Origin of the sequence: [Clostridium] scindens (genome assembly GCF_019597925.1) — a bacterium.
In the GTDB taxonomy this organism is placed as follows: Bacteria; Bacillota; Clostridia; order Lachnospirales; family Lachnospiraceae; genus Clostridium_AP.
This window is the reverse complement of sequence record NZ_CP080442.1, coordinates 1403085-1416097: the sequence shown is the minus strand read 5'-3', so window position 1 is coordinate 1416097 and position 13013 is coordinate 1403085. Positions and strand designations below refer to the sequence as shown.

Below are 13013 nucleotides of genomic sequence, written 5' to 3'. Positions count from 1 at the left end.
CACACCGGCAAAAATTATGCACAATAGACAGCTGGCGCAAAAGAAAAATCACCATGATTATCATGTGATATCATGGTGATTCTTATTCTTATTCTCTATCATCTTATCTGAATTTACTGAATTTCTCTGATCTTCTTGCGAAGGCTCAGTACTTGGTTCGGAGCCACCGACAGTTCGTCGATTCCTATCTGGATAAAATATTCCGTCAGTTCCAAATCTGCTGCCAGATCTCCGCAGATGCTGATATGCTTGCCTTCCAGATGAACATTATTGGCAATAATCCGAATCATCTTAAGCAATGCCGGATGACGAGGATCATAGAACTTATCAAGCCTTCTGTTCTGCCTGTCCATCCCCAGAGTAAGCTGGGACAGATCGTTGGTTCCAATACTGAAGAAATCAACCTCTCTGGCTAATTCTCCGCTTATCATGACAGCCGCCGGAGTCTCGATCATAACGCCTACAGGGATCTCCTCATCAAAGGAAGTTTTTTCATCCTTTAATTCCCTCTTGGCTCTTTCCAGCATGACTTTGGCATGTGTCACTTCTTCAATGGATGTTATCATCGGAAACATGATCGACAGATTTCCGAATGCGGATGCCCGCAGAATTGCCCGCAGCTGGGTCTTGAATAGTTCTTCCTTATCCAGGGAGACGCGGATTCCACGATACCCTATGGCTGGATTGTCATCCTCGCCCAGATCCAGGCATTCCGCCACTTTGTCTCCTCCAAGGTCGGCAGTACGGATAACCACCTTTTTCGCGCCCATGGATTCCGCCGCCAGTTTGTAAGCCTGGAACTGCTGTTCCTCTGTCGGAGGCTTGGCCCCATTCTCCATATACAAAAATTCGCTCCTGAACAGTCCAATTCCGCCTGCGTCGCAGCGGATAACATTCTCTACGTCTTCCCGGCTTCCAATATTGGCGCAGACATCAATCCGCTGTCCGCTCTGGGTAATATTGTCCTTTCCCTTCAGACGCTCCAGGTTCTTCACATGAGTGTGCTTCTCATCCTGCTTCTGCTTCATCCTGGTAATCGTAGTATAATCAGGCTCAATATAAACCTTGCCTTCAAAACCGTCAACGATGATCGTCTTGCCTTCGTAATCTTTCTTAAGCGCCTCCCCAAGTCCGATAACAGAGGGGATTCCTTTCGTGCGCGCCAGTACCGCCGTATGGGAATTGATCGTTCCATACCGCGTAGCGAATCCCAGCACCTTGGTCTTATCCAGCTGCACTGCCTCGCTCGGGTACAGTTCGCCCGCCGCCAGTACAAAAGGCTCATCCGTCAGCATCTTGTCCTTCCAGCCTCTGGACAGAATGCGAAGGACACGGTTTGCCACATCTTTCACGTCTGCATCGTGTCCTTGCACATAGTCTTTCTCCTTCGCTACCGCATCTGATATAAAGCCTTCCGCTACGCTTTGGACGGCATATTCTGCATTCAGCTTCTGGGTTGCGATGATATTCGTAATCTGATCTATAAAATCCTGGTCTTCCAGGATTGCCTGCTGCATCTCAAAAATGGCGGCATTGGCTTCTCCCACTTCCTTCGCCGCTGTGTCATAGAGAATCTTCAATTCCAATATTGCCTTCTGCCGGGCCTTCTGGAAACGCATGACCTCTTTCTCCACATCCTTTACATAGATGCGGCGATTTTCCTTTGTATCTCTCTTGTAAAAAGTCAGTTTCCCGATGGCTATGCCCTCGGACACCTTTTTCCCCGTCAGTGTAATCATACCTTATACCCTCTACTGTTTCATTCGTATCTTTTATTGGTAATTAGCACTATATACTTTACACGCTTACGGGCGTTTCGTCAAGAGAAATGATTAGTCAAACAGCGGGGTTGAAAGGTATCTCTCGCCCGTGTCCGGAAGCAGCGCGACGATGGTCTTTCCTGCGTTCTGCGGCCTCTTCGCCAACTGGATCGCAGCGTGAAGCGCGGCCCCTGAAGAGATCCCCACCAGAATCCCCTGCTTCCTTGCGACCAGGCGGGCAGCCTGATAGGCCTCCTCATTCTCCACCTTTAAGATCTCATCATAGATATCCGTATCCAGAATCTCTGGCACGAATCCCGCACCGATCCCCTGCAGGCCATGAGGCCCTGGCTTGCCGCCCGAGAGTACGGGAGAATCGGTTGGCTCTACTGCTACTACCTGGATCAGCGGATTCTTTTCCTTGAGGTATCTGCCGGTTCCTGTAATCGTCCCCCCTGTTCCTACGCCAGCCACGAATATATCTACCTTCCCCTCCGTATCCTCCCAGATCTCCGGCCCGGTAGTATTGATGTGCGCTCTGGGGTTGGATTCATTCACAAACTGGCCCAGGACAATGGCATTGTCCATCTCGCCTGCCAGTTCCTCTGCCTTCTTTATCGCTCCTGTCATGCCAGCCTTGCCGTCCGTTAGCACAATCTCGGCTCCATAGCCCTTTAAGAGTTTCCTTCTCTCAATGCTCATCGTCTCCGGCATGGTGAATATGGCCTTGTATCCTCTTGACGCGGCTATGGCAGCCAGGCCGATACCGGTATTGCCGCTGGTTGGCTCAATGATCGTCGCTCCGGGGCCGATCAGCCCCTTCTCCTCCGCATCCAGGATCATGGAGAACGCTACTCTGTCCTTCACGCTTCCCGCCGGATTGAATAGTTCCAGTTTTGCGTAGATCCTGGCTTTTAGTTTTTCCTCCTCTTCAATCCTCGACACCTCCATTAGAGGCGTCCTTCCAATTAATGCTTCTACATTCTGATATATTTTTCCCATGTCTGTCTCCTCCATATTAATATAATAAATCGTCCTTCTTCCATGATATGCGTTCTATCACCGTCTATACTGCCTGAAATGCCTGTTCAAGATCTTCAATAATGTCATCAATATGCTCTGTTCCGATGGAAAGGCGTATTGTATTCTTTTGAATCCCCGAGGCTTTTAGTTCTCCCTCCGTCATCTGGGAATGGGTGGTACTGGCCGGATGGATCACCAGGGATTTCACATCAGCCACATTGGCAAGCAAAGAGAATATCTGCAAGTGATCGATGAATCTTCTGGCCTCTTCCTCCCCGCCCTTGATCTCGAAAGTAAAGATGGATGCGCCTCCCTTTGGAAAATATCTCTGATACAAGCCATGATATCTGCTGCCTGGCAGCGCCGGATGGTTCACCCGCTCTACCTTGGGATGCTTCTCAAGATATTCTACTACTTTTAATGCATTTTGTACATGGCGCTCCACCCTAAGAGACAAGGTTTCTATCCCTTGCAGGAATAAAAACGCATGAAGCGGCGCGATGGTCGCTCCCATATCCCTTAGCAGCACCGCGCGGATTCTGGTCACAAATGCCGCCTCCCCTGCCGCTTTGGTAAATATCACGCCATGATAGCTGGGATCCGGCTCAGTCAGCTGCGGATACTTCCCGGATGCCTCCCAGTCGAAACGGCCGCCATCGATAATGACGCCGCCAAGAGCCGTGCCATGGCCTCCGATAAACTTGGTGGCGGAATGTACCACAATGTCCGCCCCATACGCAAACGGGCGCAGAAGGTATGGCGTAGCAAACGTGCTGTCCATGACCAGTACGATGCCGTGCCTGTGGGCAATCTCTGCCACCTTCTCAAGATCCACCAGATTAGCGCCAGGATTGCCGATGGATTCCACGAACAATGCCTTGGTATTCTCCTGGATCGCAGCCTCCCACGCGCCCTCTTCGTCCGGATCTATGAATGTAGTGGCAATCCCCTGGGTTGGAAGCGTATGTTCCAGAAGATTATAGGAACCGCCATATATGTACTTGCTGGCCACGATATGATCTCCTGCCTGTGCCAGATTCTGGAATGTATAAGTGATGGCCGCCGCTCCTGAGGCAACTCCAAGAGCTGCTGCCCCGCCTTCCAAAGCCGCCATCCGCTTCTCGAACACGTCTTGCGTGGAATTGGTCAGCCTTCCATATATATTGCCTGCATCCGCAAGTCCGAATCTGTCCGCGGCATGCTGGCAGTCGCGGAATACATAGGACGTAGTCTGATAGATCGGAACTGCCCTTGCATCTGTTGCCGGATCCGGCTGTTCCTGCCCTACATGCAGCTGTAACGTTTCAAATCTCAATTCTTTTCTCTGGCTCATATCGTTGTCCTTCTTTCTTTATAATTTTCATAACATATATTACTTATCAGTATAGTAGGATTTAACTTTCTAAAAATATCAGATATAGTACATCATATCCTGACTCTCCTGATAGCTTTTATACTCGTTTACCAGATGTTCCAGCGTACGCTTCTCCATGAACTCATTGATCCGGGCGTCGATCTCATCCCACACCAGGCTCTTGATCGCCAGCTGCATGGCATCCTGGCCGCTTCTGTCTATTTCTTCTCCCACGATGGAGAATGGCCCCTCCAGGACTTCCAGTATCTCCTTCACCGTAATATCTTTTGCCGGCTTTGCCAGCAGATATCCTCCGCTAGGCCCTTTGATGCTTCGCACCAGTCCAGCCTTCCGAAGCTGTCCGAATACTTGCTCCAGATAATTCAGCGATATCTTCTGGCGGGCAGCCACCATAGCAAGCGCGATAGGCTCGCCCTGCGAATATGCCGCAAGATCAGCCAATGCCCGAAGGCCATATCTTCCTTTCGTTGATATCTTCATGCTTCCTCCTCTATATCCTACTAAACCAATAGGTTTTATATGAGTTATTTTATACACCTATTTTTTCCATATGTCAATACTTATCTCAAACTTTTTGACTTTTCGATAATATCCCCGATCGTCACCTCCTGTGCCGTATCGAGAATGATCTGCCATATCTGGCTCCATATCTCCCGGGTGGCACAGGTATTGCAGTCGATTCCGCAAGTAGTCTCCTTCGTCAGGCACTCCACAGGCGCCAGTTCTCCTTCTTCAGCCTGCAGCACTTCCCTGACCGTTATCTCCCCGGCATCCCTTCCCAGGCAGTAACCCCCATGGGCGCCTCTTAGGCTGAGCACCAGGCCTTGATCCTTCAGTTCCTTGATCAGGCGTTCGGAGTATTTGACTGAAAGCCCTCTTCTCCTGGCAATATTGCCGATGCTTTCCAGCGCTCCATTCTCTGTATGCATGGCCAGGTCCGTAATGATCTCCAATGCGTAGATTCCCTTTGTCGATATTTTCATAGGCCTCTCATTTCTTTCCTAATTGTTCTTAATATTCATTGTATCTGAAAAAGTGGCCCAAGGCAATTCTCATGTCCGGTTTTTTGTGAAAAATAATAAAAATATTGTCAACTCCATTGACTTTTTTATAAATATATGCTAATCTGACGGGGTATTATCTATAGATGAGTTTTATGGATAATGCGGTATCTAATTATTTATTTTTTATTTTTATGGAGGTATCGTAATGAAAGGTACAGTAAAATGGTTCAACAACCAAAAAGGCTACGGTTTCATCTCTGATGAGGCTGGAAACGACGTATTCGTACACTACTCAGGACTTAACATGGATGGCTTCAAGTCACTGGAAGAAGGACAGGAAGTAGAATACGATGTAACTGAAGGAGCAAAAGGACCTCAGGCAGTTAACGTAACAAGACTTTAATTTCAAAGCACTAATCGGAATTTAGTTGTACCTTTTATATATATAAAGCAAGATTTGATTTAGATATTTAAAAGAACTACACGAAATGAGATTATGGCAAAGGCCAGGGAGCGATACGCTGCCTGGCCTTTTCATATCCCGCGCCCTGTCCGGGCTATTGCTCTCTTTTTAAGAACTCTATCAGCTTGTCCGCCGGCATCGGCCTGGCGTAATAGAATCCCTGGATCCGGTCTGCCCCCATCCCGATCAGCATATCCGCCTGCCGGTATGTTTCCGCGCCTTCGGCCACGACCTGCATGCCCATATTGTGGAATAGCTGGATCAATCCCCGTACCAGGTCAAATCCTTTAGGGCCTTCCTCCATTACATCCACCAGGCTTCTATCAAGCTTAATGCATTCAAAGTGAAACTGAGAAACGGTCGCAAAATTAGAGTATCCAATACCAAAGTCATCCAGATAGAACCAGAATCCTAAGTCCGCCATCTGCTGCACCGTCTCTTTTGCTTTGACCGCGTCTTCCGATATCATGCGTTCCGTTATCTCAAACCGGATCTTTTCCGGAGAGATCATCCATTTCTTAAATATCGCTTCTATACTCTGGCATAACTGCGGATTATCAAACTGTTCCATAGACATATTGATGGATATAGTCTCGATATCCAGATCTTCGTGTTCTTTTAAAAAGCCGAACACTTCTTCTATTACCAGCCAGAAAATCTCATTGACGACTCCTATTTCCTCCGCGATTGGAATGAATTCGGCCGGAGAAATGAAGCATCCATTCCTATCCTTCAGCCGCACCAGCGCCTCAAGAGATACGTATTTCTTTTTGCCCGGCGCATAGACCGGCTGATACCATACTTCGAACAGCTGCTCCCTCAATGCCCCGCGTACAGTCTGTGCAACCATTCTTCTTCGGAAGAAGCCTTCCGTCAAAGCGTCGTCAAAATGCATATACTGCTGCGTCGAGCGCTTGGTCAGCGAGAGCATATAATCGAGGAATTCCATAACCTGATTCTCGCCCAGATCGTCTTCCATACAGATCAGATCGCTGAATACCGTAGTTATGCTCTCTTCGCAAGGGCCAATCTTCCAGGGCTCCTGGAACCGGTCCATTAATTCTTTCACATACTTTTCCGCCTGCTCCCTCCCGCTATAGGGAAGCACCAGCGCAAATGAAACTCCTATGTACCGGAAGGCTGCCGCTTCCTTATAATGTTCTTCCATCCATGCTGCAATGGAATATAAGAATTCATTTCCTATCTGATGGCCATATCTTTGATTGATCAGTCCAAAATCCCTTGGAATGGCCAGAATCACCTGGAATTGCTGCTTTCCGGCAATCCGCAGCGCTAGTTCTGAAAAGAATCCATCCCGGTTGCCTACGCCTGTCACGCTGTCGCTTTCGCGGCGCTGGCTGAAGAAGCTGACATACAAGATTACATCCACAACAGCAGCCATAATGCCGTTCAGCAGCAGGCCCTGATTCAATAGCTGAATCGCAACCAGAATAGCCAGCAGCGGAGGAATCGTCTTAAGCGCATGCTTCATCTCCTTCGATACGCTGGAGCGGTGCCTTGCAAAACATATAAATACCAATATCATTTCAATAAATACGAATCCATAGCCCACCGTATTCAAAGGCCCTCTGTGATAAGCCCCCTTCCCGTCAAGCCAAAAGAGCAGCCCGGCAGGCACATTGATGATCACAAGCATCGTATAGACGATCACCAGGATCGTCAGCAGCACTCGCGCACGCACGATACAGTAACGGTCATACACATGCTCCAGCATCTTTTCAAATATATAGAGTGCTATGGATGAACTCATGATAACAGTAAGCCAGAAGTATACCGAGTTGGTAAATATATTCACTGCTTTAGGAACCAAAAATCCTCCATGCAGGAGGACGATACATAGCATATCGCACAGAATCGTGCCCACCGATATAAACAGGCAGTTTCTGTACATTCTTATAGAGTGGGTCGCTGGGGTTTTATATGCGGCAAGATTCATCAGAAGTATTTCCAGCAGTAGCAGCGCAATAACTTCCGTCACCAATGACCACTCTGTCATACGCTTTTCCTCCTCGCTCTTGTTTGCATTGCCATTTCCTTATCTTGCAATGTTCAGCAGAAGGTTTACGCCCATCGGATTAATGACTACGCCAACCGCCTGTGATGAAAGGAATTCTGTTATCTTGCCGGCTTCTACGACTGCTGTCTTGAACTTCTTCTCCCTGTTAAACTTCTGGAATTCCTGGAAGTCAGTGAATAATGGCTGGTATATCTTCCCCTCTTTCTGCAGCATCGGGATTCCCTGTCCCTCCTGCACCGCGACGATATATCTGCCCTCTTTGAAATGAATCATTAATTCCTCATTCAATTCCTTTAATTGATCGGTTCCTCCATCCTGGCTTTTTCGCAGTTCCTGCATATAATACAGGGCAGTCAGATGAAGTTCAGGATTCTCGATCCTCACCTGCCCTTGCGGCAATTTGTCCGCCTCCGGCCTTCTCACCAGTTCTCCCAGCTGGACATCCACTTCCTGGCTGGTCCCCTGGTTCATCTTGATACAGTTCACTCCCATCGCGAAAAGATTCGTATAAAATGCAAGGAACCCATTCTTCTCAAGTTTTGCCGCACGGGTACTCTCCTGGTTCCCGGCAAATCTTCCCACCGCTTCTTTGGCATCGTCCTCTTTAAAATATAAGAACACCTGGTCATCAAAAGTCTTAGGATCGCAAGCCACATATGGCATATGCGTATAATCCGATAAAATCACATAGACTGCTTCAGAATTACGCATTTTCTCCATCGTATCCTGTTTTACATTCGTATCTCTATCATTCCTGCTCATTCTGTCTCTAACCTCTCTGTTTAAAATCTTATTTTCCCATTATACCCCATGGCTTGCTTAAAGTATAGAAAAATCAGGAAAAAATAGTATTACATTTGCGCTGCCGCGCAGCGCCGTAGATGAGAAGCAGCATGATGCCGCTCAATGCAAGCAGGAAGTAGAAACTGATCCCCCGGCTTAAAAGAACCGCCGCCGTCATGGAACTGCCACTGTAAATGCTTCCGAACAGCTGAAGGAAGGCATATTCGCTGATGCCCATGGCTCCCGGCAGCGGCAGAAGGGACGAGGACATATAGATCAGAATCTGCAGTACAAAGATATGGAGGAAGGAACTCCCCTGATACCCCAGCGCCAGATACACCATATACGGCACGCCAAACCAGCAGATAATCTGGCCTGCGCTGATAATGCACATCTTTGCGATGGCCTTCTTATGTTCCTTCATCAATAGGGCGCAGGCATGGAATTCCAGAAGCCCCTCTTCCATTTTCCTAATCCATTGGCTCTTGGTCTCTTCCTTCACAAATGGGAGTCGCGGCAAGATCTTTTTTACCAGGCCGAATATCCTTTGCCCCATCCATTCCGAGAAAATCACCACCAGCAGGAAAGCGACAAAAGCCGCGTTCATGATAAATCCGGCAACGACCAGGATCTTGATCGTCGCTGGCAGGCTTATCCCCAGCACAGGAATCATAGCCACCGCGAATAGTTCAAACAAGAACGCCATGGCCTGGAAGCTGGCAAGTTCCATCAAAAGTGCCAGCGAGCCATGGGACAGGTCTATTCCATCCTTTTTCATCGCATAGAGCTGCATCGGCTGTCCCCCTGTAGACGAAGGAGTGATGGAACTGAAAAAGAATCCCATATAGGCATACTTCATCCCTTGGGCAAAAGACACCTTATGGCCCATCGCCTTTAGCAGAATGCCAAGATTCAAGCCTTCTGAGAGGTTAAAGGCTCCAGCCATGGCAATTCCTGCCACAATAGCAGGAAAGGAAGCAGAAGCGGCGATCTTAAGTATCTGGCTTACGTCTTTTCCTTTAAAAAGAAAGAAAAAAATCAAAAAAAGAAAAAAGAGAAATACCAGTATCTGTTTTCCTGTCTTTTTTATTGATATCGTATCATTCATATTGGTCTAGCCTCTTAAATTCATACCCTTCCCGCAGCAATTGGGGAAGCGCGTCTCTCAATGCTTCTATGGTCCTTCCAGGCGCTCCCGCGGCGCCTCTTCCATCATGCAGGCAGATGACGGCGCCCGGATAAACGCGCCGAAGCAGCTTCGTGCGGATGGATGCCGGCGTGGCGTCCGCTGCCCAGTCCTGGGCCATAACATCCCAAAATACAAGTTTCAGATTCATCTTCTTTACCCAGTGCAGAATGAATAGATTCAGGTGGCCCCACGGCGGACGGTAATATCTTGCTTCGCATCCTAATTTCTTCAAAGTCAGAATGGATGCTGCCAGGTCAGAAAAGGCAAATCTATTCCCCCGAAAAAGCGCGTTCTGATGATTCACAGAATGAATGCCAATAAGGTGGCCTTCCTTTTTGGCCCTCAGGATGATCCGCGGATTCTTCTGCGCAAATTCTGCCACTACAAAGAAGGATGCCTTGATATCATATTCATCAAGCAGGTCAAGCAAAGCCTCCGTATATGCCTCGCTTGGCCCGTCATCAAAGGTCAGAAAGAGAATCTTGCCTTCATTGTTCTTCCTGCAGCGCAGGCTCTGATAATGCCTGAGTCCGAATGATGGGAGGATGCTGTAGCCTAACGCGCCCGCTAATGCAGCCATCAATATCATTTTCTTCATTATGCCGCCATCCTTTCCATCACCGTATTCATCGCATCATCCAGGTTCCATTCCATAATCTCGTCTTTTGCCCTGCTTATATTCTCCGCCATCTGCTCCCATTGTCTTCCATCGGATAAGAATTCCTCTAATATTTGGAGAAAATTACTGTTTTTATTCCATATAACCTTTGCAATCCCCATATTCTGGGCGTATCTTGCATTGTTCACTTCCTGCTCAAGGAAGGGGTGGATGACGAACAGAGGTACCTGGCAATGGATCAGCTCAAAGAGCGTAATTCCTCCCGCTTTTGTTATTACAAGGTCTGCTTCTTTCATATATTTGCTGATATTCTCCGTGTATCCAAGTACTTCAATATCTTCATATTTTCCCTGGAACGCTTCATAAGCCTTTCGGTTTTTCCCGGTTATTACGGTTGCTGTGATGCCCGGCATACGGTGGAGCATCTGCATCAGCTGATCCAGATTCGGGATAATTCCAAGCCCTCCTCCCATTATGAGTATCTTTTTCTGCTCCTTATCCCGTTTCGGCACTTCTCCCAGGAATTGCTGCCTGACCGGAATTCCTGTAACGAATATCTGCTCCGGGCGGGCGCCATTGCGTACCAGATTCTCCTTGACCTCTTTCGTCGGCGCCAGATAAGCATCCGTCTGAGGCGTGATCCACTCCGGATGGATGCTGATATCCGTAATGCAGGTGACCAGCGGAATATGCTTCCCGGTCTTTTCCATATACGAGGCAATCGACTTGGCACACAGCGGCAAGGTGCATACGATCATGTCCGGATGATGATCCTCCATCAATTTTTCCAGTTTCCTGTAGAGATTAATGCCCATAGGCTTCAGATCTACCTTCAATTTTCCGGTTGTCTTATATACCAGATTATATATCCCATAGCAATGTTCCACCATCATCTGGAACAGCCGGAAAATGTATCGGCTTGCCTTTGGATAATAATATCTTAATAAATCAAGTTCTATAACATTTGCATCTTTATCCAACTTAAGAATCTCTTCTCCAATTGCCTTTGCTGCCATCTGATGGCCCATCCCGAATTGACTGCTGAGTATAAGTACGTTCATGTTCCTTCCCCCATTCTTTCTTCATCTTTGTCCTTATCTTACTCGCCAATTCTAAAGATTTCCTTGGAGTAATTCTTAACATATCTGAAAGATTCTCTTTGGATTTTATGATTATTCTTTATTTTCCTGGATATCAGGAGGCTCCGGCTACAATCTAGCCCCGCATTCCAGCGCAAGGGCCATATATCTGTCGCATTCCCTGATTCCATAATCCATCAGATCCCTGGGCTCCCATTTGTCTGTCGAAAGGCTATCCGCTCCATATAGAAACTGGATGGCCGGAACACCTCTGAACCTGCACACTGCCAATATAGCGGAACATTCCATCTCAACCGCAATACATCCCTGTTCCTTCCTCTCTTTCAAGCGTCTATGAGTCTCCCGGTAAATTCCATCCGTCGTCCAGATCTTTCCTTTAACATAAGGTATTCCAGTCTTTAAGAGGCAGTCCTCCAATACCCCGGCGCAGGAATCCTCCAGCCCGATTTCCTCCCCGGCGGGAAGATAATGGTAGCTGGTTCCTTCATCCCGGATGGTACTGCTGGGAATAATGATCTTATCTTGCACCGCCACCTCATCCAGAACGCCGCAGCAGCCAAAGATAACCATCTTTCCCGCTCCCATGGCAATCACCTCTTCCAGTCCTGCCACACAGGCCGGCGCGCCTACCCTGGATAGAAAGAAAGCCATTCTTATCCCTGCATATTCGATGCCATAGACTGGCAGCACTCCGTTTGCCGTGTATAGCTCCGCGATTTGTTCTGCAGAATTCTTTTTGGCAAAATCTTCGATAATATTCTCTGAAAAAGTCGTGACGCAGACTTCCGGAAAGTTTTCCTTTGCCTTTACGCAATCTCCAGGATTGATAAACGCTGTCCTGGCAGCATCATAATTTTCAAATACAGTTGCCATTATCCTTTCCTCCTTACTAAGATCTTCCTGATCTGAGACATGATCCGCAGCGGAATATCCTCTGTAATGGTCATGATCCGGCTGTACATCCGCACCCCTTGATAGGAAAACACGATCAGATCAAATACCGCTGTCTTGTCTACCTGGTAGAACTCCTTCCTGTCAATGCCATACTGGATCAATTCCTCCCACATCCTTCGTGAAGACAGGTACTGCTGATACAGAGGATTTTCCCCGCAAGCGTTCCCTCTCCCGCTGAAGTACTCGAAAATCGCGACGCTCAAGGATGCCTCGCGATCGATCATCTCTGCCCTGTAACGATCAAGAACATCGTCCAGTATCTCTACAGCAGACATCCCTTCCTGCATTTTAGAGCGAAATTCTTCATCCTGGGTATCCATAAAGTCATTCAGAATCTCATCGAATATCCGGACAGTACTGTCATAATGGCAGTATAGCCCGCCACGGCTTAATCCTGTAGCCTCGCAGATATCCTTCATCGTCACTTCCTTAAATCCTTTTTTGGCAAACAGCTGGCAGGCCTTAGTCTTTATATGCTGCCTTGTCTCCATTCCCTTTCTGTTCATATCAAACTCCTTTTCTTTTCTCACTTTTTACGACACACGTGTCTGTAATTGCATTATAAGACACGCCTGTCGCAAAGTCAACATGCAAGCCAAAAGAAGCCCCGTATAATCAGGGCCTACTAAAATTTCTGCATTTGAAGTTGAATTTATAAAATTGAAGATATCTTACAAGAAATGAATTCTAATGCCAAGTAAAATA

The 13013-nt window shown here is 47.6% G+C and carries 13 protein-coding genes; 1 reads left to right on the top strand and 12 read right to left on the bottom strand.

From position 1 onward, the window contains the following. Positions 1-113 precede the first annotated feature (113 nt). The 5 genes from ptsP to K0036_RS06755 all read right to left on the bottom strand — a co-directional run bounded on the left by ptsP (position 114) and on the right by K0036_RS06755 (position 5141). Positions 114-1739: a phosphoenolpyruvate--protein phosphotransferase gene (ptsP, locus tag K0036_RS06775; protein WP_025644133.1), complete on the bottom strand. Its 1626-nt coding sequence runs from the start codon at positions 1737-1739 to the stop codon at positions 114-116. A gap of 93 nt (positions 1740-1832) precedes the next feature. Continuing rightward, positions 1833-2762, bottom strand: a complete 930-nt coding sequence (gene cysK / locus K0036_RS06770; RefSeq protein WP_220431021.1) for a cysteine synthase A — start codon at positions 2760-2762, stop codon at positions 1833-1835. A 64-nt stretch (positions 2763-2826) separates the two neighbouring features. Beyond that, positions 2827-4116, bottom strand: a complete 1290-nt coding sequence (locus K0036_RS06765; RefSeq protein ID WP_220431020.1) for an O-acetylhomoserine aminocarboxypropyltransferase/cysteine synthase family protein — start codon at positions 4114-4116, stop codon at positions 2827-2829. Between the two features lie 78 nt (positions 4117-4194). Next, complete coding sequence (locus tag K0036_RS06760; protein WP_220431019.1) at positions 4195-4638, bottom strand: RrF2 family transcriptional regulator; 444 nt, start codon at positions 4636-4638, stop codon at positions 4195-4197. A gap of 80 nt (positions 4639-4718) precedes the next feature. Next, a complete protein-coding gene (locus K0036_RS06755; RefSeq protein ID WP_220431018.1) occupies positions 4719-5141 on the bottom strand; it encodes an RrF2 family transcriptional regulator in 423 nt (140 codons plus the stop codon). A gap of 226 nt (positions 5142-5367) precedes the next feature. On the opposite strand from K0036_RS06755, the gene K0036_RS06750 reads away from it, so the two are divergent. Continuing rightward, positions 5368-5565, top strand: a complete 198-nt coding sequence (locus K0036_RS06750; protein ID WP_009249381.1) for a cold-shock protein — start codon at positions 5368-5370, stop codon at positions 5563-5565. A 154-nt stretch (positions 5566-5719) separates the two neighbouring features. Here K0036_RS06750 and K0036_RS06745 read toward each other — a convergent pair whose 3' ends face one another. The 7 genes from K0036_RS06745 to K0036_RS06715 all read right to left on the bottom strand — a co-directional run bounded on the left by K0036_RS06745 (position 5720) and on the right by K0036_RS06715 (position 12814). Beyond that, positions 5720-7642 carry an EAL domain-containing protein gene (locus K0036_RS06745; RefSeq protein WP_220431017.1) on the bottom strand — a complete coding sequence of 641 codons (1923 nt, stop codon included), beginning with the start codon at positions 7640-7642 and terminating at the stop codon, positions 5720-5722. A gap of 39 nt (positions 7643-7681) precedes the next feature. Beyond that, entirely contained in the window at positions 7682-8425 is a 744-nt protein-coding gene (locus tag K0036_RS06740) for an SseB family protein (RefSeq protein WP_220431016.1), read from the bottom strand. 73 nt (positions 8426-8498) lie between these two features. Next, entirely contained in the window at positions 8499-9554 is a 1056-nt protein-coding gene (locus K0036_RS06735; RefSeq protein ID WP_220431015.1) for a lysylphosphatidylglycerol synthase transmembrane domain-containing protein, read from the bottom strand. Then, the gene (locus K0036_RS06730) at positions 9547-10233 is read right to left on the bottom strand and encodes a polysaccharide deacetylase family protein (RefSeq protein ID WP_220431014.1); all 687 of its coding nucleotides are present in this window, start codon (positions 10231-10233) and stop codon (positions 9547-9549) included. The genes K0036_RS06735 and K0036_RS06730 overlap by 8 nt, the downstream gene beginning before the upstream one ends. Next, positions 10233-11315 carry an MGDG synthase family glycosyltransferase gene (locus tag K0036_RS06725; protein ID WP_173692993.1) on the bottom strand — a complete coding sequence of 361 codons (1083 nt, stop codon included), beginning with the start codon at positions 11313-11315 and terminating at the stop codon, positions 10233-10235. The genes K0036_RS06730 and K0036_RS06725 overlap by 1 nt, the downstream gene beginning before the upstream one ends. Before the next feature lie 147 nt (positions 11316-11462). Then, on the bottom strand, positions 11463-12227 hold the full coding sequence (locus tag K0036_RS06720) for a nucleoside phosphorylase (protein ID WP_220431013.1): 765 nt from the start codon (positions 12225-12227) through the stop codon (positions 11463-11465). Continuing rightward, a complete protein-coding gene (locus K0036_RS06715; RefSeq protein WP_220431012.1) occupies positions 12227-12814 on the bottom strand; it encodes a TetR/AcrR family transcriptional regulator in 588 nt (195 codons plus the stop codon). The genes K0036_RS06720 and K0036_RS06715 overlap by 1 nt, the downstream gene beginning before the upstream one ends. Positions 12815-13013 lie beyond the last annotated feature (199 nt).